Source organism: Sphingobacteriales bacterium, assembly GCA_016700115.1.
Classification (GTDB): Bacteria; Bacteroidota; Bacteroidia; order Chitinophagales; family UBA2359; genus UBA2359.
Genome location: CP064999.1, coordinates 3230080 through 3252049, shown reverse-complemented (window position 1 = coordinate 3252049; position 21970 = coordinate 3230080). Strand labels below are relative to the sequence as shown.

Here is a 21970-nt window from a genome sequence, read left to right as displayed (position 1 = left end):
ATGTTTTGTCAAGGTTAAATTATGAATCAGTCAATCTTGGCTCTATATTTGCCCAATTCGAAAAACCGAGGGCAAAATTATTGCCTTTTAACCAAAGTTTTATACTTTTTTGATGGATAACCGGAAATATAACCGCACTTATAGCCTGATTAAAATTATTGATTTTTGGTCTGACGCTTTATCCCGCTATGTTGTTCTCGATATATTAGTTCCCGGAAATGACTTGACAAGCCCTTTGCATTATCCGCTATTGCTTGTCAATGATGGTCAGGATATTGATTCGGTTAAATTGCCTGCTCATCTCAATCATTTGGTCAACAACGGCAGCATCACTCCCCCACTTGCTGTTTGTATCTATGCCGCCAACCGTAAACACGAGTATGGCGTGGCTTCCCGGTCTGATTACAAAAACCGCGGCAATCTCGCTTCGAACTATACTAAGTTTATCATTGACGAACTCCTGCCCTATTTGTCGGAACATTATCCGGTCCGGTTAAATCATCCGCTCAATACTTTTACCGGATTTTCTCTCGGGGGATTGTCTGCTTTTGATATTACATGGCATCATTCTGCCGTGTTTAAACAAGTCGGCGTGTTTTCCGGTGCTTTTTGGTGGAGGTACGAACCGGTTGATATTGCCGACCCAGACAATCACCGCATTATGCACGAGGTGGTGAGAACTACCAAAGTAAAACCTGAACTCAGATTCTGGTTTCAGTCCGGCTTGTCTGACGAATCGGAAGATCGCAACAACAACGGCGTGATTGATGTGATTGACGATATTTTAGATTTATGTGTCGAGTTGGTCTATCAGGGATTTCGTCCGTTTTATGATTTTGCTTACTACGAAATGCCGGACGGCAAACACGATATGGCTACCTGGTCAAAGGCAATGCCCGAGTTTTTGGTATGGGCGTTTGGGGGGAAGAAGTGAAAAGTGAAAAACTAAAAGTGAAAAACTAAAAGTGAAAAGAGGGAAGTGAAAAGTGAACAATGAAAAACTAAAAGTGAAAAACGGTGAATAAATCAATATTGAAAGATAAAAGTTATGTATTTGCTATTCGAATAGTGAAGTTGTCACAATTTTTACAAACAGAAAAAAAAGAGTTTGTTATAAGCAAACAGATATTAAAAAGCGGTACTTCTGTAGGGGCGTTAATTAGGGAAGCAGAGTTTGGACAAAGTAAACCTGATTTTATCAATAAGATGAGTGTTTCCCTTAAAGAAGCCAATGAAACAGAATACTGGCTCTCAATTTTAAAAGATACTAATTACATAGATGAAAAATCATTTGTTAGTTTACAATCCGATTGTAAGGAGATAATAGCTATGTTGGTTTCGACTTTAAAAACTTTAAAAAAATAAACCCAAGTATTAACTTTTAGTTTTTAGTTTTTCACTTTTCACTTTATACAACATCCACCATGGCGTTTGGGGTGAGTCGTGGTGTTCGTAGTGATAGCCGAAAAAATAGCAGGATATAAAAGCCAAAAAATGATTATTGGGCTGGCTTCGGGCGTTGTGGGGGTTTTGATGCTCACCTCGATGGGGCAGGTACGTGCCGAATACAAATAGCTGAATGGTACTAAGTACCGAAGGCAGTATCCAGAATACCAAAAGTGAACCGGTGGGAACAATTAGTTTTAACAGATTAAAGGTAATGGCTGCCAGGATAATTTGTCTGATACTCAGGTATTCTTTCATGAACTTCAGATACCACAATACGACATGGGGCGGGTGAAAATCCGGATCTTTTTCGGTGCCTGCAAACTTGTGGTGCTCGTGGTGTTTCCGGGCGAGAAGGGTAAAGGAATTGAACATAAATAAGGTAGTACACAATCGCCCGATCCATAGATTGACTTTTTTGTTTCGCGACACCGTGCCATGAATGGCATCATGTGCGGTGATGAACAGCCCTGTGTATAAATGAGTGAGCAACAAAATCAATAACCAAGTACCGACTGAGAAAACGTTTGCATTGACCGTAAAGGCAAATCCCATCGCTGCGAACCATGTCGCAATAAGCATCGCCGCTAAGTAGATGCCAGTTCGGGATTGTTTGGCTAAGGTGTTCCGGTTCACAAATAAAATATGTTGCTTTTACTGTTAGTTGTTTAAAAAAACTAAATGCTTAAAATCACGCCGAAAGGCATATTCCCTTGTTTAATCAAAATGAGATTGAATCTTTTTTATTGCAACTTGAATAAAATCAGGGTTTGTAAACAATGTTTTCTTTCTATTACTCCAATTTTCTAACTCTTTGATGATGGCTTCTTTTGTTCTGACATTTTTTTCTCTAATAATGAAATCAACTGTTGAAAGTAATTCCAAACCAAAAGGAGAATAAAATCCGGTTAGGAAGTTTTTGGTTTTCTCAGCTACAAACTTGTATCCTATGTTCTCAGATTGTTCTAAAAAATCCTGTACTTCTGTTTCTGCATCAGGAATGATACTTAGCTCTTCAAATGGCTTTTTGTCTTTTGCATTATAGCCCATAATGTAACTGCCATTCAGATAATACAAAACGTGCTTCACTTTTCCGGAATAAGGTCCATAAAAATTGGGTTGGAACACTAATTTGAAAGCCTCTTTTGCACCAAACCTTTGCAAAAAGTAAGCAATTTTTTCTGAAGCAAACTCAGAAACAAATTCCCCGTTACGTACCAATTCGTACAAAACAGATAAAAGCATTGCCCTCGCAGGAGTGAGTTTTACCCGTTCTTTTTTCAATACCTCTTGTATTGACACATTCGGTTCGTAAATAAAAATTTCACAATCCACATCTTCCAAATGATTTACCAACAACTTTTTCACTTTGTTCCAATCTAATCCTCCGTTGCCCGAACCTAAAGGCGGAATGGCAATAGATTTTATGTTTCTTTCTTTTATTACTTTCGCCAGTTCGACCAAGCCATCTTCAATGTATCTATATTCCGAAGGTAATCGCCAATCGGTTTTCGTCGGAAAATTTATGATAATTTTTTTGCCGGTCAATAAAGATTCAGTTTCTGTTACCAAAAGTTGTCCTGTTTTTAACTCTTTGCTTTTACACGCTAAAACATACAACTTGAAATTGTCGGGAAATAGGTTCTTAAACTGCAAAGCTATGCCTTTACCCATCACTCCAACCGTGTTTACAGTGTTTACCAGTGCTTCTGCTTCACTGTCTAACAAATTTCCAATTTTGTAGTGTATCATAACTTAAAAGTAAAATTCAGGCTTGATTAAAACATTGTCGGCATTAGCTCCATAAGTTATTGCTTTGTGCTTTGCACTTTCATTGAACACTAAAAATCCTAAAATAGCATCTATTGAAATATCGCCTAAAACTAAAAACTCTGCTTCTTTTCTTCGTTTCAAATCCAAATCAATATCACTTCTCCAGTATCTGGCCCTTACTGCTTTCCAATCAATTATTGTTTCTATGCTTTGAATTTCTGCCGTACTGTATTGAGTGGTAAAGCCATCTATGGCGTGCCCATCGGTAAATACATAATCCAATTGCAAATCAATGATTTTTTGAACCGAACTGACGCAATATACGATGTTTTCCGGAGGAGTTGGAACGACCATATTGAAACCATTCTGTACAACATACAACATTGGAGTTCTTGTCCCAAAATAAAACGGGATATAATCGCCCAAACGTCTGCCATTGTTCAATATAAAATTGTTGCGGGTTGCAATTATATTACTATCACCGATTGGTACAAACTCAGGGTTTGAATTGACAGATGCAGTATGAGTGATTCCAAATCGAAGAACATGCGGGAGATTCTCAATATGGGTCATTCTATACAAATACGTTTTGTTCAATTCAGGCATTTAAAATTAGTATTAAAACGATGAAAGCGATGAACGATAAATGGTTTTATTCAACAGATATTCATAAATACTAACCACCATCAACAATAACGACAGGTTGTAAACAGTATCTTCAATGGGAATGGTATAAATCCGGAACCCGATGATATGGTCGGGATGATAGGACACCACCGGCAAAGCGGTCAACACCCCATTGACCAATAAAAAGGGAATCAGGCTGACGAAATAGGTCAGATAAAAACGTCCCATATACTTTCCTTTTACCACCATCAATTGCATCAACAACAACAAAATAGCTACCGAAAAGCAAACTGTGGTATAAAGTTTTCCAAAATTCAAAATCACTGCAACCAACAAAATTACGATCAACATTATCGAAATGGTGCGAGCAGGTATGCGGTTGGTGAAATCAGGAAAAAAATAACGAATTACCTCATAAATAAACATACAGGCATAGGGTACGGTGAAAAAGAACAGCCACTCTTCGACAGGAAGCACAGAAATTTTCAAACCTGTTAAATAGTCAGGGTTGAAACTCCATACGCCCAAACGGGTAAAAACAATGTCCCAACCGATGAATATTAAGGCGGCAAACAAGGTGGCAGGAAACAGATATCTCCATTTTTCGACAAAACGAATCCGAGGCTCGAAACTCCGGGCTAATGGGAAGGAAATGGTAAACAGATGAAGCAGGAAATAGGTGTAGGGTTTCAATAATGGTTAATTGTTAATGATAATTGGTCAATGGTTAATTGTCAATGGTCAATGGTTAGTGGTGAATGGTCAATGATTAATTTTCAATAATAAATAGTTAATTGACTATGGTCAATGCTCACAAGTTTTAAAGAGCTACACCCATTTCTATTGTTAAAAGATTACACTTATTCTCAGTTTCGCCATATCAGGGTTATTAACGAATCATTTCTCAGTTATCACTTTTCACTTTTAGTTTTTCACTTTTCACTTTTAGTTTTTCACTTTTCACTTTTTTGTTTTTCACTTTTAACTTTTCACTTAATGGGTTTACAAAAAATTAAGCTGATAGCGCAAGATTGATTTGACCAAGATAATCATTTTTTGCGGATTAGCTACTCTTATGCGCTCTTCGAGTACTTTTTGGGGGCTTGCATGGGTAATTTTGTGAAACAAATTGAGGTAGTATTTATAGGCGGTGTAAACCCCGAACTGCGAACCTTTGGGCAACTTCAAAATACCTTTATAAGCGGCATCAAAATCGGCTTTAATGTCTTGTTCGATGATTTTTTTACTTTCGTTGTCAAAACAGGTAAAATCAATGTTGGGAAAATAAACCCTGCCCCGCTCTTCAAAATCGCTTTTCATGTCACGCAGAAAGTTTACTTTTTGAAAGGCTGCCCCCAACCGGCGAGCCGGTTCGCGGAGTTGCTCGTATCGCTGTGCATCTCCCTCACAAAAAACCCGCAAACACATTAACCCTACGGTTTCGGCAGAACCGTAAATATAGTTGTCAAACAGTCCGGTGTCGTAGGTAGTTGGCTGAAGGTCCATTTCCATACTTTTCAAAAAAGCATCAATCAACGACCATTCGATTCCATAAGTATGTACTACTTCCTGAAAGGCATGAATGATGGGATTGGTGCTGATTTTGCGTTCCAATGCTTTTAGGGTTTCATCCCGAAATTCGCTGAGCAAAACAGCAGTGTCCTTGTCGAGAAAAGTATCAACAATTTCATCTGCCAATCGGACATACCCATAAATGGCATAAATGGGATCTTGAAATTTTTTGTCAAAAACCTTAATGCCCATCGTAAAAGACGTACTGTAGTTATGAGTTACGATGCGGCTGCAATCGGTGGAGGTTCGGCTATATAATGACATCATATTTAATGGTATGTATTAGTTTGTGGGGACTAAAATGTTCTGATTTTAAAAAGTTGTATGGTTATGATATCGTTTGTTTTTTTACCCTTTTTTACGCTTACTTTATCGGGTTAACTTTTGGAGGGATGGAATTTCCGGTAATTCGTTCCGTTACTAATTTGGAACTGATGAGTACAATGGGCAGCCCGGTGCCCGGCACCGTGGACGCTCCTACATAAAACAGGTTACCGAATTTTTCATCCACATTGTTAGGTCTTAAGCCGGCTACCTGATTCAACCCGTGGGCAAGTCCTAACCCGCTTCCTTTGTAGAGGTTGAATTTGTCGCGCCAGTCTTCCGGGGTATAAACTGTCCGGGTGATGGTGTTGGCGGCTATATCAAAACCGGTGCGTGCAGACAGGTCGGCGATAATATTATCGGCCAACTGCCCGCTGTCGCTCCAGTCGGGTTTAAATCTCAAATCGGGCACGGGGCATAAAATAAAGATGTTTTCGCAACCTTTCGGTGCACATTCGGGCGTGGTTTTCGAGCTGACGTTTACATAATAATAAGGCTTGTCGGGACTGACCGAAGTTTTGAAAATGGTATCGGCATATTGTTTGAAGTTATCCCCTAAAAAATAGTTGTGATGCTGCAAACGGTCAATCGTTCCTTTTACCCCAAGATATATGGTCAGCGGGGCAAGTGTCCATTGCATTTTGTCGAGCTTTGTTTCGGAAAAAGTGGAACGGCCTAACACTTTACCTCTGAAAAAGGCGGCATCGGAATTGCTCACATACACATCGGCCTGCCATTGTTTGCCGTTTTGGTCGGTAAATCCGGTTAACTTGCCGTTTTGCACGTTGGGGGAGATAATTTCGGTATTAAAATGAAATTGAACGCCTTTTTTGCGCAGCGTTTCGACCAGTGTTTCGACGATTTTATACATTCCGCCTTGTACCGTCCAGTATCCGTCATGCTGCAGCTCCGTATAGTTGAGCAGACTATATACGGCGGGGGTGTCGAAAGGGGTTGACCCAAGGAAAAACGCCACCAATGAAAAAATAACCTTCACTTCTTCGGAGGTAAAGCTGCGCTCCAGTTCCCGCCACATCGTTCTGAACAACATCGGACTATGTTTGAGCGGAACGGTCATCAGCCCAAGGGCATAAGACACCAATCCGTTAAAGTTCTTTTTGATGATGCGGTATTCGGTATCGTGAAAGACCGATTTTGCCTTTGCTAAATAAGCCTTTGCTTTTGCTTCAAAATCGGGTTCAATGTCTTTAAATTCTTCGGCTAATTTGTGCAGGTCTTTGTGAATCAAAAAAGGTTGTTTGCGATTGGAAAACCAGACCGAGTAAACCGGATTGAGTTCGTTCAGTTCGAGGGGGTTGGGGAGCTTGCAATCCCTGAAAAGCTCCTCAAACTCGTAGCTCATGCTGAAAAACGAGGGGCCGATGTCAAAGGTAAACCCGTCTTTGGTCATTTGGTTGAGCCGTCCGCCTGCCTGATGATGCTTTTCGACCATCTCCACTTCGAAACCCTGCGAACTCAACCGGAGTGCAGTGGCCAATCCTCCAAGGCCTGTGCCTATTATCAATGCTTTTTTATTCACTGTTTTGCGTTTATTCCCATCCTAAACATCAGTGCCATCAATTTTGTTTAGTTTTTTTAAAAAAAAGATAAACAAAAAAGCAAAAAAAGTACAAGTTTTACCATCCAAAAATTCAATTCCACCAAACATACGGGAAAGGCAGGTTTCAGAATTTCTACTGCCATCGCCCAACATCTGAAAAGCAGGTGCTATAATTCGTCTAAATTTAACGGGTCTATGATGGTAACTTTATTCAGTTTAGCTCTGTCGTTGCTTTGTTTGTAAAACTCTCCAAATCGGTTGCGATAGCTTTTTGAACTGGCGATATATGCTTTAGAAGTCAGGCTATATGCTGTTCCTCTTTGAACAGTTACCAATTTATAGAGTGCCGATTCAAAGGTTAATTTGGTTAACTTTAACTTACATTCGATAATATGTAAATCGTTGTCTTTGACAAACACTACATCGAGTTCGTTTGGCACACCGTTTTTTTCGATCAATACATTGAGGCCAATGTGTTCATTGTCAAGATGATATAATTGTTTTACGAAGTGATAAATATATTCTTCAAACCAACCACCTATCAGGTAAAAAATTTCCCTTTCATTGAGCCTGTTTGGATTTTCTAAAGGAAACCCCAATGTGGTTTTGATAAAACCTACAATGCCGGGCACTTCTTTGGGCGGATCATTCAGGGACAAAGAAGTCAGTCTCTTGTTTGGAAAACGCTCATACTCTTGTTTATATTTGATAAGCTGATGGATATGGTTAATATCAAGGAGTTGATTGTCAAAAATGTTTTTGGTAAATTCGGCAGTCATCAAGGGGTGGTTTATTCTTGTAGGATTGGCGATTCTGATGCCATAGCCATTGAGGTATTCTTTAAGATTTAGGCAGGTGTTGAAAGGAACAATGCCCGAATTTACCAAAGGAAAGCACTGTAAGTAGCCGTTGTGCTCAATGGGCTTATAATACATCTTTACATTCATGTTCCGGAAAAACTCATAGACGGTAATGGACATAATTTTATTACCGCCGGTCAGATTGATAACATAATTCTGCTCAGGCGCTAATAACCGATACTCGTTCAACCTTTCAAAAATCTGCTCCATCGAATTAGCATCTACCGAAATTTTACTGACAATGTTATAATTTATATTGCAAACCCCGATAATCCAATCGGCAACACCCTTTTTCTCCATAATGTCGGTAGTGATAAAAATATACCTGTCGGCAGGCGGCATTTCCTTGATAAAAATGATATTGATAAATGTCTGTTCGGAAACAAGAGAGACTAAAGTAGTAGGCATATTGCTGTTGTTAAGTCTGAAACGGTTGAATTTGTTGTAAAAATAATAATAAATTTAATGTCGGTTTAAAATGCAAATCGAAATTTGGCAAATATCAGTTGGGAAGCAGGTGAGGGCATATTTTATGGGTTAGCTTTTAGGGTTTAAAGGCATTTGTTGAATAAAAGATTGCTTAAGTTAACCTTTCAAAATTGTGGAAAAATGTAAAAACCTGCCAAATTGACTTTGAAGATGCCATCATTTAAAAGGTAATTGCTAACATTTAACTGATGATTGCTACCGGAATTGAATTTAACTGCTACCAATTAAAAGATGAAGACTATCATTTAACTGCTGAATGACACCATTCAGGAACTGAGTTCTTCCATTCAAAAGCCGGTTGCTTCCATTTAAAAACCGGTTGCTGCCCTCCATAAAATTAACTGCTGTCAATTGAAAACCGGTTGCTGCCATTTAAATTTTAAATGCCACCAACCGGCAATTGAATGATACCAATCGCAAATCCGAAAATACCAAATTATGTAGCAAAGTGCAACCCGATATACACCGGTACTAATTCATTTTATATATACTGGTAAAGGGTTTAAGCATTGTTCAAAAAAATATTTGTCTTTTTTGCAAAAATATTTGGTTGGTAAAAATACTTGTTTTATATTTGTATCCACAATTCAGGAAGTAACCTTCAAAGGTTTTTTTAATTGTTTAACTTTTTAAAATTTTAATTGCCATGTCCCTAAATGTAATCATTGGATTAGTAAAGTTGACCGCAAATTTGGTCATTGACAAGTTGACGTTAATCATTACTCAAATGACGAGTAATCCTAACTTCACCACGCCCTCACCACCGTTGTCCGAATTAACAGACATCCGCGACGAAATTGTTGATCTTAAAAATGAAATCAATTCATTAGAAGAACAACTTCAGGAAAAGAAAGAACTTATGGAAATGAAGTTGCTGGAAGCCAAAGATTTGATTCAGGCCGAAGCCAATTATGTTCAGGCGTTGGTTCGTTCCAACAACAACCCGTCTTTGGCAAGCAGCGCAGGATTTGATTTGCAAGCTCCTCCGACAACAACTCCATTGGTTTTAGATCAACCGCAAAATGTTCGTTTAAACGAATACAAAAAACTGACCGGCAAACTTCAGCTATTGTTTGATGCTGTTTTCAGAGCCAAAACCTACAAAATTATCTATACTTACGACATCAGCGCTCCCGACGCATGGACAGCCAACGAGCCGATCATTGTTACCAGTACGGTTAATATTATTTTAACCCTACTTCCGGGCAGAACCGTTTGGGTAAAAGTAATGGCTATCGGCTCCGGCGGTGCTGAGTCTGCTTATAGTGATGTTGCAACCCGCATAGTGCCCTAACCGGCTTATTGTTTAACCCCTGTACTTCCTGAGTAGTAAGTGGTACTGTCTTTGTTAAGATAGTGCCACTTTTCTTTTTTAACGGCTGTTTGGTTTCAAACTTCTATTTTCCGGTTTGCCGGTTTTTTTCTTCCAGGGGTGTTTGATGCCCGGGATTTACCCCTAAATCAGGTTCAAATTCAGACAAGGATTGGCTTGACTGTTAAAATTAAACATGTAGAGACAAGGCATGCCTTGTCTCTACGGGGCATGCCTTGTCTCTACGGGGCATGCCTTGTCTCTACGGGGCATGCCTTGTCTCTACGGGGCATGCCTTGTCTCTACAAATAATCCAAAAAAACCGCACATACAAACACAATATCCCTGTTCCCAACCCATTTAAAAAACCGGCAGGCCAAAAAAATGCTTGCATTGACTTTCCGTTAGCATGGTTTTCCCTATATTTACGCATTGTCAATCAAAACATTTCAAAACGGTTTCTGAAGATGGAGAAATTCTTTACACGAACTCATGTTTTTTCAGGTATTTTATTGTTCATCATTCTGCTTCTGAGTTCTAACGACCTCCGCGCTTCCCATGCTATGGGAGCCGACTTAACCTACGGTTGTTTAGGCAGTAATCAATACCTCATTATCTTAAAGTTCTTCCGCGATTGCAACGGGATTACCCCTGCCGGGTCTTACAGTATCTCTTACAGCTCGGCTCAATGCGGGGTTTCGGGTAATATTACCCTTGGGTTGGTTCCTCCTATTCCCCCTTTGGCTTATAACCCGCAGGATATCACCCCTCTTTGCCCGGGACAAGAAAGCGCATGTGGCGGAAACGGACAATATGGCGTTCAGCAATGGTTCTATCAAGGAACATTAACCCTTCCACCGGGCTGCGGAACCGATTGGGTGCTCCGTTGGACAGAATGTTGTCGCAATAACGCAATCACCACCCTTGTTAATCCGGGTGGTCAAAACTTATTTGTAGATGCTTATATCAATAATACTCTTCCTACCTGCAACACCTCGCCACAGTTCCTCAACCCACCTGTGCCTTTCACCTGTGTAAACGAACCGGTGTTTTACAATCATGGCGTTGTTGACTCAGATGGCGACCAATTGGTGTTTTCGCTTATCAATTGTGACCAAGCTAATAATACAAATGTGAATTATGCCGGAGCATTCAACGGCGGAAACCCCCTCAGCTCTTCGACAGGGATCAACGTGGATCCTGTTACCGGCGATATCACTTTCACACCCAATCAGGTGCAGGTGGCGGTCATGTGTGTCTTAGTCGAAGAATACCGAAATGGAGTAAAAATAGGAGAAGTGGTGCGTGATATGCAGGTTACAGTCATCAATTGCAACAATTCCCCGCCGGTTGCTTCGGGTATGAATGGCTCAAACGGGGTTTATTCGACTACTATCTGTGCCAACCAACCACTATGCTTCGATATCGTAAACACCGACAGCAATGCCGGCAACACTATCACCACTACCTGGAACGCCGGTATCCCGGACGGAACGTTTACGGCGGGGCCGGTTAGTAACCCGACCACCTCCACTTTTTGCTGGACACCCACAGATGCCGATGTAGGGCTTCATTTTTTTACCGTTACCCTTCAGGATAACGCCTGCCCCATTGTCGCTACCGGTATTTATTCTTATACCGTTATCGTTGAGCCTAACCCCAATCCGCCGGTCAATGCAGGTGCCGATGTGGGCATCTGTGCCGGAGGTTCGGTGCCGCTCAATGCGAGCATTACCGGCCCTTTGCCACCCGGTATCAGTGTAACCGGTTATTTATGGTCGCCCGCTACGGGTTTGAACACCACCACCGGCACTTCGGTTGTTGCCTCTCCGGCAGTTACCACCACCTATCAGGTTACGGCTTTTTACTCCGATTTTTGTCAGTCGGTTGATCAGGTAACGGTTACGGTCAATCCCTCTCCTACCATTAGTTTATATCCCAACAGCAATATCGTGGTATGTTCGGGCGGCAGCATCACCATTAACTCGATCACCTCGCCCGATGTTATATCTTATCAATGGTCGCCGACCACCGGATTGAACAATCCCCTGATTGCCAATCCGACCATTACACCAACTTCTTCCGGAACTTACTCCGTTACGGTAACCAATATTTACGGCTGCACCGATGCAGCTTCGGTATCTGTCGGAGTAAGCCTTCCGCCTCCCGATGTTTGTACCAATTTTTATGTTACACCCACCGGTTCGGGCGACGGACTAAGTCCCAACACCCCGACCAACCTGCTCAGCGCTATTACACAGGCCGCCTGTAACAATGCGACCATCAAAATGGCGATTGGTACCTATACGTATGACAACCCCATCAATATCTATTCCAACATGACCATAGAGGGCGGATTTGACCCCGGTAACAATTGGGTAAAATCCAGTCAGGCCGGTGCTACCACCATTCACCGGACGGCATTAAACACCGAGGGTCCATCTAACGAAAGGCGGATTGTAGCGGTGTATGGCGTTCAAATCAGTTTTTTCAGATTGCAGGATTTAACCATCAGCACCGCCAACGGGCCGACCACTGCCGGCTCGGGTGCTTCTACCTATGCCCTGCATTGTGATGGTTGTTCCGACTTTCAGATTGTCCGCACCCAGTTATTGCCCGGCAACCCAAGCAACGGGCAAAACGGAGTTTCGACCCCCGGCGGCGGCGGTGCCGGTGGGGGGGGTGCAGGCGGTGCCGGTGGCGCTCAGGGTTCGGGCTGTGATGTTAATGGAAATAACGGAACAGCAGGAACCGCAGGATCAGGCGGTGGTGCAGGCGGCGGCGGCGGCACCGGCGGTTCTGGTACCGGCTGCAATTTGTTTGGTTGCGGCTCAAGCGGCAACAACGGCCTCAACGGAATCAATGGTGTAGCAGGTGCAACGGGTACAAACGCTCCGGGAGCCGCACCTCCGGCACCCGCTATGGGTTATCCGTTTTTTGTGCCCGGCGTTCAAAGTGCATCGGGCGGAAACGGCACGCCGGGCGGCGGCGGTGGCGGCGGCGGCGGCGCAGCAACAGGCACTTGTTGCTCAGGCACATTTTCAGGCAATGCAGCCGGGGGCAATGGCGGCACCGGTGGCAACGCCGGAATTGGCGGCACCGGCGGATTTGGCGGTGGCGGCGCATTCGGAGCCTATTTAGTCAACAATGGCGGAGGTGCTTTTATTGATTGCAACATCAATCAGGCAAATTTAGCTGCCGGCGGTAGCGGCAGTGCAGGACAACCCGGTACAGGCGGCACAGCAGGCTCGCCGGGCTCGTCTCGTACCTGTTCACCAGTTATTGGAAGCAGTACAACAAGAACCGGCGGAAACGGCGGGTCGGGTGGAAACGGCGGCGCAGGCGGAAACGGACAACCCGGCGCGCCCGGAGTCAGTTCTCGCATAGCGGTAAACGGTACGCCTCCTACGGTAACAGTCAATAATGCTCCGGCTACAATCAATACGGGATATAACAACCCCTCGGTGTTCAACCTTGCCGCGCAACCGGTCATCACCGTTACCAATGTATCCTGTACTTATACCAACGTTACCTATACCGGCGGCCCGTTCAACAACCTGGGTGCCGGCGCAACAAGCCCAACAGGCCCTGTTACCCAATATACCACCACCGGACGTAAAACCATCATCGCCGGTGCAAATCAATACGTCGGCTTCCACAATATAGCCATTGACGGCTCAGCTCCGCCCGGCATCCTGACCACTGCGACCCCCACCGGAAATCCCGATGAATACTTCGTTTGTCAGGGGGATGTCGCTTCCTTTACCAGTACCATTACCTACGGGTTGACCTACAACTGGAACTTTGGCGGAGCCGTTACCCCAAACACTTACAACGGACCCAATTTCCAATCGGTGCCCGGACTGACCTTTAACACCCCCGGCACTTTCAATATTACCCATAATATTGTTACCGATTGCTGCGGGCCATCGCCCGTGAAGCAAATTACCCTGATTGTTGACCCGCTTCCGGTCATCAACGCCGTCAATGCCTCACCTCAAAACAGTTGTCAGGGCGGACCTGTTACGTTAAGCGTAACGGGTACTGCCGCTTCCTTTGAATGGTCACCTGCCGGCAGTGTTACCCCTTCAACCGGAACGACTGTTACGGCCAATCCAACATCTACGACCACCTATCAGATAACGGCACTCAGTGCGAGCGGAAATTGTGTCGAAACTGCCACCGTTACCGTTACCGTATTTCAGCCTCCTACTGTTTCGCTCATGGCTGTCAACGCTATTTGCACCTCAAATGGCGGGGTAAATACCAGTGTGAGCGGAGGAAGCGGGAACTATAGCTATGCCTGGGATACCAACGGCGATGGAAACGCAGACGTATCTACCCAAAACCTGAGTGGTTTGGTTGTCGGACAATACACTGTTACTGTAACCGATCTCGTGAGCAACTGCCAGGTAGTGCAAAGCGTTAATGTTAACCCTGCTCCCGGCAGCTTGTCAGCATATCTGCAAACCAATACCACCGCTTCCTGCAGTGGGTTAAATGATGGAACAGCCACCATTGGCGCAATCGGCGGAACTCCGCCATATAGCTACGCGTGGAGTCCCAACGTCAGCAGCGGGCCTTCGGCTACCGGTTTAGCACCGGGCAATTACACCGTTTCGGTCAGCGCCGCCGGATGTACCTCCATCGTAACTTTCTCTATCTTCGGACCCACGCCTGTTCAGTTACAACTGTTGGACGTAACACCCAACACCTGTGCTGCCGACAATATCGGTGCATTTTTGATTGATGCTTCGGGGGGTAACAGTTCTTCTTATACCTTCGACATCACCGGCCCCAACGGATTTACCGGAACAGGAGGCAACCAAACGGGTTTGGTCAGTGGCAATTATTCCGTAACTGTAACCGATGCCAATAACTGTACCGCTACGTTAAACGTTAATGTTCCTGCTACGGACGTTGACGACATCGCCGGTTTGAGCTATCCCGATACCGATTTCTGTCAGGGCGAAGCGCTCACGCTATCCCCCACCGTAACGGGCGTTCAGGGAGGAAGTTTTACCGCATCCCCCGCCGGAATGACAATCAGCCCTACCGGTGCTATTAATATTGATGGAAGCAGTGCCGGAACTTATACCATTTCTTACAACACAGCCGGTGCGCCTACCTCTGTTTGCCCGATTGTGGTTACATTTACGCTCAATATTGAGCCAAGCCCCATCCTCGCACCCATTCAGACCGATGCCTGCGACGGAGAAGCCATTGACCTGCAAACCCTGACCCCTACGACTGCCGGCTTGACCTTTGACTGGTTTTCGGGTACGCCTGCAACAGGCACTAATCTGGGTGGCAACCTCGTTATTAATGCCTCGGCAACAGGTCCCGAATATTGGTTGCTCGCAACCGATGCCGCAACCGGCTGTACCGGCGAAGTGCAATTGATGATAAATATCCCTACTCCCACTTTTACAACACTCCCCCCACCAACGCCCTGTTTCGGGGAAACACTCGACCTCACCACGCTAAACGGTACAGGCAATGGCACGTTTGAATGGTACGACGGGCCGCCTTTGACGGGCAACCTGATAACCGCACCCCTCACCCTGACGGCAAGCCAGTCTGTCTGGGTGCTCTTTACCGAAAACGGCTCGGGTTGTCAGGAAGAAGCAGAAGTGGTGATTACCCTCGCTCCTCAACCGGTGTTTGATGTAAACACCCCACCTCTTCCCTGTCCCGGAGAACCCATTACCCTTTCCACACTAAACGGCAACGGTACCGGTAGTTTTGAATGGTTCGACGGTTTGCCCTCCGGCGGAAATCTTGCTCCACCCGACCTCATCCTGACTGCCAATACCAACCTTTGGGTGTTGTTTACCGATGCTGTAACGGGTTGTACCGACTCGACAGAGGTATTCTTTACTTATACCCCTCCCCCCGTGTTCAGCACCATCCCCCCCACACCTGTTTGTGAGGGCGATGCCATAGATGTTACTTTGTTAAACGGTGCGCAATCGGGCACCTATCAATGGTTCGACAATCTTCCTTCATTGGGAAATCCCATCACAGGCCCCATCACTATCAACGCCAACACCCCTGTTTGGGTATTGTTTACCGATGCGCTGACCGGTTGTGTCGATTCTGCCGAGGTCATCCTGCAACTCGCACCGCCCCCATTGTTCAGCCATCAGATACCGCCGAGTTTATGTATTGGTGAGAGTTTGGACGTAAACACGCTAAACGGTTTTGAACCCGGCAGTTACGAATGGTACGACAATATCCCCCCAACCGGCAACCTCATCACCACGCCCATTTCTTTTTCGACAAGCAACATTGTCTGGTTATTGTTTACCGATCTGAACACAGGTTGCCAGGACTTTACTTTGGTGTTCATTCCGGTCTTGCCCCCGCCGTTGTTTTCGGTCAATCCCCCAACGGCTGTTTGCGAGGGGCAGCCTTTCGACCTAAGTTCGTTGAACGGAACAGGAAACGGAACTTTCGCCTGGTTTGATGGACTCCCCTCATTGGGCGTACCCATACCGGGCAACACGATCTCCCCGTTACCGGGGAACAGTTATTGGGCAGTATTTACCGAAAATGGGACAGGTTGTACGGATTCTATCGAGGTAAACATACCCATTCAGCCCTTGCCAACGGCTGTTCTTAGCGGAAACACATCCATTTGCCCCAACGACAACGCCACCCTGAGCATCGCCCTGACGGGTGTGCCAAACTGGACGATTGTCTATACAGACGGAACTAATACATTTAACGAAACTGCCACAAGCAGCCCCCACTCCATCACCGTTACCGCATCTGCCAATACCACCTATACGCTCACCGGAGTTACAGACGGAAACGGTTGCGTGGCTGCCAACCTTACGGGTTCGGCAACCATCAGCATGATCGACTCACCTGCCTTCAACAACCTCGCTGCGGTTTGTAATGCCACCTTCGATGGATTCAATGTAAGCTTTACCATCACCGGCGGCGATGCACCGAGCTATTCCGTAACCGGATCTGCCGGCGGCAGCATCACCGAAAGCGGTGGTATTTATACTTTTACCAGCAATACCATCCCATCCGGAGACGGCTACAATTTTGTTCTCACCGATGCCAATAACTGTAACCCCGTCAACATCAACGGCAACCCAGTTTTGTGCGATTGCATCACCGATGCAGGTACAATGACTAATACGACACTGACCTCGCTTTGCGATGGAGATACCTTTACCGCTTTGCATAACGGAGACGAAACCCTCGAACCCGATGATGTAACCGCTTATATTCTGCACACCAACAGCAGCTCCGCTTTGGGAACCATTATTGCCACTAACCCAACTGACGGAACATTCAGCTTTACTCCGCCAATGGTCTATGGCACCACTTACTACGTGTCGTTGGTTGCAGCCAACGATGACGGCAGTGGCGGCATAGATTTTGCCGACTTCTGTTTGAGTGTTGCCCCCGGCTCGCCGGTGGTGTTCAACGCCCTGCCTACCGCCACCCTCACCGGTGATGCCGATATATGTGAGGGCGATGACGCTACCCTGACGTTTACCATGACGGGTACTCCTCCTTATGATTTGGAATACTCCGATTCGCAAGGTAATATCTATACTGCAACCGCTGCCGCCTCGCCGTTTACCATTCAGGCCAACCCATTGGCTACCACAACCTATACCCTTAACTTTGTATCCGATGCCAACTGCGACAATACCGGCAGCGGAACAGCCACCATCACCCTTCATGCACCACCCCAACCCGTCATCACCGGTTTGAACAATATCTGCATGGGCAGCACCTCTGTTTTGGATGCCGGTTCGGGTTATTCCACCTATCTATGGTCGGATGGCACAACCACACAAACCTTGCCGGTAACCGCCTCCGGCATTTTCTTTGTAACCGTTACCAATGTAGCAGGTTGTGAAGGCTATGCCAATTTTGCCGTTACGGTAAATGCTGCACCTGCGCCAACGATAACTGGCACGCTCAGCTTCTGTCCGGGCAACAGCACCGTTTTAGATGCTGGAGCCGGATTTGATGAATACCTTTGGACAGGAGGAAGCACCGCACAAACTCTAACGGTGAACGCACCGGGCGTTTACGATGTAACAGTAACCGATGGAAACGGCTGTACAGGAAGCCACTCCGTAACTGCTGCCAATCATATCGTAACTCCGCCTTCAATTTCAGGCAATACGGTGATTTGCAGCTACGAATCTACCACCCTCAACGCAACATCAGGATACGCTTCTTACCTTTGGGAAAGTGGTGAAAACACGCCGGATATCACCGTCAACTCAGGAGGAGCCTATGGCGTTACCGTTACAGACGGTAATGGCTGCACGTCTTCGGCATCGGTCAATGTTACAGTTAACAATCCAACGCCTGTGGTGATTGGCGGAAGTACTACTTTTTGTACCGGAGGCAGCAGCAACCTGACTGCCACTGCCGGATTTGCCGCTTATTTATGGTCTCCTAACGGTGAAACGTCTCAAGGCATCACTGCAACCATTGCCGGAAACTATGGAGTAACTGTTACAAATGCAGCAGGCTGTACCTCATCGGCTACCGTAGCCGTTACCGAAAGTACGAACCTAAATCCGGTAATCTTAGAAACCATCGCTTGCCAAAGCACCGAATTGGACGCGGGCAATGGATTCGGAACTTATTTGTGGGGTCCAAATGGTGAAACGACAAGCGTGATCACCGTTACTCAAAGCGGAACTTACAGCGTAACTGTTAGTGATGGAATAACCTGCACCGGTGAAACAACCATTGATATCACCATTCACGAACCCCCTGTTGCCGATGCCGGACCGGACAATGTGGTTTGCGGATATGAATACAATCTTTCGGCTAACGGTATAGCAGGAACTTGGTCTTACACCGGAACCGGAACTGTTGTGTTTGCCAATCCCAATTCACCCAATTCGCAGGTTACGGTAACCGGTTGTGATGTCTATGATTTTATCTGGACAGAAGATGATGGAATTTGCCAAACCTCCGACACCGTTCAAATAGGATTTGTGGATGCCCCCGAAGTAACCGGAACTTGCCCGTCTGAACAAGTGGATATTTGCGACAACAACACCACCATCAATCCTTCAACGGTGCTCGGTGCCCTTTGTTCAGACAGTGACTGTCCGGCAGGCAGTGCTGAATGGGACGCTGTATTGGCAGCTTTCGGTATAGATTGCACTCCCATTAGCAGCACCTGTCATTGGGAGTTCGATTATCTGGACGGCCCTCCCGGCACTGCTACCGTTACCTTCCTGCCCGATGCCTTTACTCCCGTTGTAACTGTAACTGTTTCTCCGTATGGCCACTACCGTTTCCGTTGGGTATGCGACCTGCCCGCCAATTGTCCTTTACAGGGTTGCGGTGCTGTCTTTGCCGACAAAATTTATAATTTCGTTGCCCCACTTCAAGCCTTTGCCATTCCAATATGCGACCCCGTTCCGGGCAGTTATGACATTACCTTAACCATATCCGGCGATAACCCGCCCTATCTGGTAAACGGAATACCGGTTGCAGGAAACACCTATTCAGAAACCCTGCTGAGCGGAACACCTTATGCGTATCTGATTACAGGGAGTGGTCTCTGTCCGCCGGTTAATGTTTCCGGTCCCGGACCAAACTGCGATTGTCCGCCCGTGCCTGCAAATATTACCGGCGACCTGAACTTATGTGCGGGGGAAACTACCCTGCTTTCTGCCACACCCGGATTTACCTCTTACTTATGGATGCCCGGTGCCAACAATACCCCCGACTTGCTCGTGTTTGGTGCAGGCACTTACTCAGTAACCGTAACCGATGCAGCAGGATGTACAGGGTCCGCACAGGCGATTGTTTCAGAATTTCCTCTGCCTGCAGTCAATGCAGGAATTGACGACAATACTTGTAGCCCGAGCCTGACTTATACCCTTTCCGGAACTCCCAATGCCGGAGGTACATGGAGCAGCACAGATGCCGGAGTTGTGTTTGCCGATCCTGCCAATCCTAACTCCGATGTTACCGTTCCCGGTTTCGGTGCTTATACTTTTACCTATACAGTTAACGACATTAACGGTTGTACCGGCTTTGATGCAGTAACCATTAACTTTAACGATATTCCCATTGTCAATGCCGGCTTAGACGACACTACCTGCGACCTGTTCTACAACCTCTCGGCCACTCCCGCCACCGGAGGAACCTGGAGCAGCCCCGATGCCGGTGTTACTTTTACAACTCCCATTAGCGGAAACACCACCGTTAACGTACCTGCTTTTGGAAACTATACATTTACCTACACAGTTACCGATGCCAATGGCTGTACCAATGCAGATGCTGTAACAATCACCTTTACCGATACCCCTGTGGTCAATGCAGGTACTGATGAAGATATTTGTGGGCTAACCTACACCCTGTCTGCCAACCCGCTCAACAACGGAACCTGGAGCAGCCCCGATGCAGGTGTGGTCTTTGCCAATGTAACCGGTGCCAATTCAACGGTAACTGTACCCGATTACTCATCCTACACCTTTACCTGGACAGTAACCAGCACTTCGGGCAACTGCGATGGTGCTGATGCTGTTACCATTACTTTCGCCGAACAACTGACCACCAATAACCTGACCGCTGTTTGCAATGGCTTGAACTATACCGTCAGTTTCACCATAAGCGGTGGCAATTCTACCGCCTACACCTTTACCGGAAGCAGCGGACAATACAATTCCACAACCGGAATATTCACCTCCGACCCCATCACTACCGGAACTGCTTATGATATAACAATTACTGATGGTAGTGTTTGTCTGCCCGTTGTAGTTCAGGGTGTCGAAGATTGCGCCTGTGTTACCTACGCCGGCACCATGCCCCTCGAACCCGTTACCCTTTGCGGAAGTAATGAAGTAACCATCACCAACAACGGCGATGAGTTTCTCGATGATTTTGATACATTCACTTATATTTTGCATGACAACAACGGCAATTCGGCCGGTAACATCTTTGCCCAAAACGACAATGGCATATTTACCATCGGGCCATCCCTGCAGGCAGGTGTTACCTATTATATCTCTGCCATTGCCGGTAATCCGGACGGTGCAGGAGGCATTGACCTGACCGATATTTGCCTCTCGGTCGCTGCCGGAACTCCGGTCAGTTTTACCGATGCTCCTGTGCTCAATCCGATACCGCTTCAAACGCTTTGTGTCGGTGAAACCTTAAATTTAACCACACTTCAGCAATCCGGTTTGAGTGGAACATTTATCTGGTACGACCAAAACCCCGAAACCGGCGGAACCCCGATCAATGCAACAGTAGCTCCCGGTTCAGATACCGTTTATTGGATATTATATGAAGACGGAGTTTGTTCAGATACCGAATCCGTATCGGTCGCGGTCAGTGATGTTGTAATAACCGATATTACTCAAAATCAGACCATTGTTGAAGGGCAGAGTATTACCCTGAGCGCAACGGCAGAGTCTTCCGGAGGAGGGATAGTCAATATTGAATGGGAGGGTTTAACAGGTGCAAATCCCATTGTCGAGCCCATCAATACCACAACTTATACGGTCATAGCAACAGATGAAGCCGGCTGTGTAACCACCGGCGAAGTTACGATAACGGTTATCCGGCAAAATGCCATCCTCATTCCAAACGCCTTCTCCCCGAATAGTGATGCGGTGAACGACATTTTCAGGGTTGCGGGCGTAAATATTGCCGAAATAGAAATGTTTGTCTATGACCGCTGGGGTACAGAAATGTTCCGGATTACCACCAACGACATTGCACAAGGATGGGACGGCACACACAAAGGCAAAGATGCCGAACTTGGAGTGTATGTTTACTATGTAAATGCCACTTTTACCGATGGCACCAAAGAGTTCCTCAAAGGGAATGTTACTTTGATACGGTAGGAAACTACTCCAATAACAACAGGGAAACAGCACGATGGTTTCCCTGTTGTTTTCTGATACTTGTTTGCTGACACGAACAAAACACTTGCTTAGGTTACTTCTGTTGCGTTTATACCATTAAACAACAAAGATTGCAACACGTAGC

12 protein-coding genes are annotated in these 21970 nt (G+C 45.7%); 4 read left to right on the top strand and 8 right to left on the bottom strand.

Annotated features, from left to right (window positions below; translation table 11 throughout):
• Positions 1 to 112: 112 nt before the first annotated feature.
• Together IPM47_11795 and IPM47_11790 are read left to right on the top strand one after the other, a co-directional pair.
• On the top strand, positions 113 to 934 hold the full coding sequence (locus tag IPM47_11795) for an esterase family protein (GenBank protein QQS27579.1): 822 nt from the start codon (positions 113 to 115) through the stop codon (positions 932 to 934).
• Positions 935 to 1017: 83 nt separating this feature from the next.
• Positions 1018 to 1365 carry a four helix bundle protein gene (locus IPM47_11790; GenBank protein QQS27578.1) on the top strand — a complete coding sequence of 116 codons (348 nt, stop codon included), beginning with the start codon at positions 1018 to 1020 and terminating at the stop codon, positions 1363 to 1365.
• 9 nt (positions 1366 to 1374) lie between these two features.
• Here the strand turns inward: IPM47_11790 and IPM47_11785 are convergent, their stop codons facing one another.
• The 8 genes from IPM47_11785 to IPM47_11750 all read right to left on the bottom strand — a co-directional run bounded on the left by IPM47_11785 (position 1375) and on the right by IPM47_11750 (position 9024).
• Positions 1375 to 2028 carry a fatty acid desaturase gene (locus IPM47_11785; protein QQS31455.1) on the bottom strand — a complete coding sequence of 218 codons (654 nt, stop codon included), beginning with the start codon at positions 2026 to 2028 and terminating at the stop codon, positions 1375 to 1377.
• A 135-nt stretch (positions 2029 to 2163) separates the two neighbouring features.
• Positions 2164 to 3198 (bottom strand): macro domain-containing protein, encoded by a 1035-nt coding sequence (locus IPM47_11780; GenBank protein ID QQS27577.1) that lies wholly within the window; start codon positions 3196 to 3198, stop codon positions 2164 to 2166.
• A gap of 3 nt (positions 3199 to 3201) precedes the next feature.
• Positions 3202 to 3825 carry a DUF4433 domain-containing protein gene (locus IPM47_11775; GenBank protein QQS27576.1) on the bottom strand — a complete coding sequence of 208 codons (624 nt, stop codon included), beginning with the start codon at positions 3823 to 3825 and terminating at the stop codon, positions 3202 to 3204.
• A gap of 12 nt (positions 3826 to 3837) precedes the next feature.
• A complete protein-coding gene (locus IPM47_11770) occupies positions 3838 to 4539 on the bottom strand; it encodes a lycopene cyclase domain-containing protein (protein ID QQS27575.1) in 702 nt (233 codons plus the stop codon).
• 309 nt (positions 4540 to 4848) lie between these two features.
• On the bottom strand, positions 4849 to 5685 hold the full coding sequence (locus IPM47_11765; GenBank protein QQS27574.1) for a phytoene/squalene synthase family protein: 837 nt from the start codon (positions 5683 to 5685) through the stop codon (positions 4849 to 4851).
• A 97-nt stretch (positions 5686 to 5782) separates the two neighbouring features.
• Positions 5783 to 7282 carry a phytoene desaturase gene (crtI, locus tag IPM47_11760; GenBank protein ID QQS27573.1) on the bottom strand — a complete coding sequence of 500 codons (1500 nt, stop codon included), beginning with the start codon at positions 7280 to 7282 and terminating at the stop codon, positions 5783 to 5785.
• Positions 7283 to 7470: 188 nt separating this feature from the next.
• On the bottom strand, positions 7471 to 8571 hold the full coding sequence (locus IPM47_11755; GenBank protein ID QQS27572.1) for a DUF1887 family protein: 1101 nt from the start codon (positions 8569 to 8571) through the stop codon (positions 7471 to 7473).
• Positions 8572 to 8862: 291 nt separating this feature from the next.
• On the bottom strand, positions 8863 to 9024 hold the full coding sequence (locus IPM47_11750; GenBank protein QQS27571.1) for a hypothetical protein: 162 nt from the start codon (positions 9022 to 9024) through the stop codon (positions 8863 to 8865).
• A gap of 274 nt (positions 9025 to 9298) precedes the next feature.
• Between IPM47_11750 and IPM47_11745 the strand changes: the two genes are divergently transcribed.
• Both IPM47_11745 and IPM47_11740 read left to right on the top strand, forming a co-directional pair.
• Positions 9299 to 9946: a hypothetical protein gene (locus IPM47_11745; protein QQS27570.1), complete on the top strand. Its 648-nt coding sequence runs from the start codon at positions 9299 to 9301 to the stop codon at positions 9944 to 9946.
• 485 nt (positions 9947 to 10431) lie between these two features.
• The gene (locus tag IPM47_11740; protein QQS27569.1) at positions 10432 to 21825 is read left to right on the top strand and encodes a gliding motility-associated C-terminal domain-containing protein; all 11394 of its coding nucleotides are present in this window, start codon (positions 10432 to 10434) and stop codon (positions 21823 to 21825) included.
• Positions 21826 to 21970 lie beyond the last annotated feature (145 nt).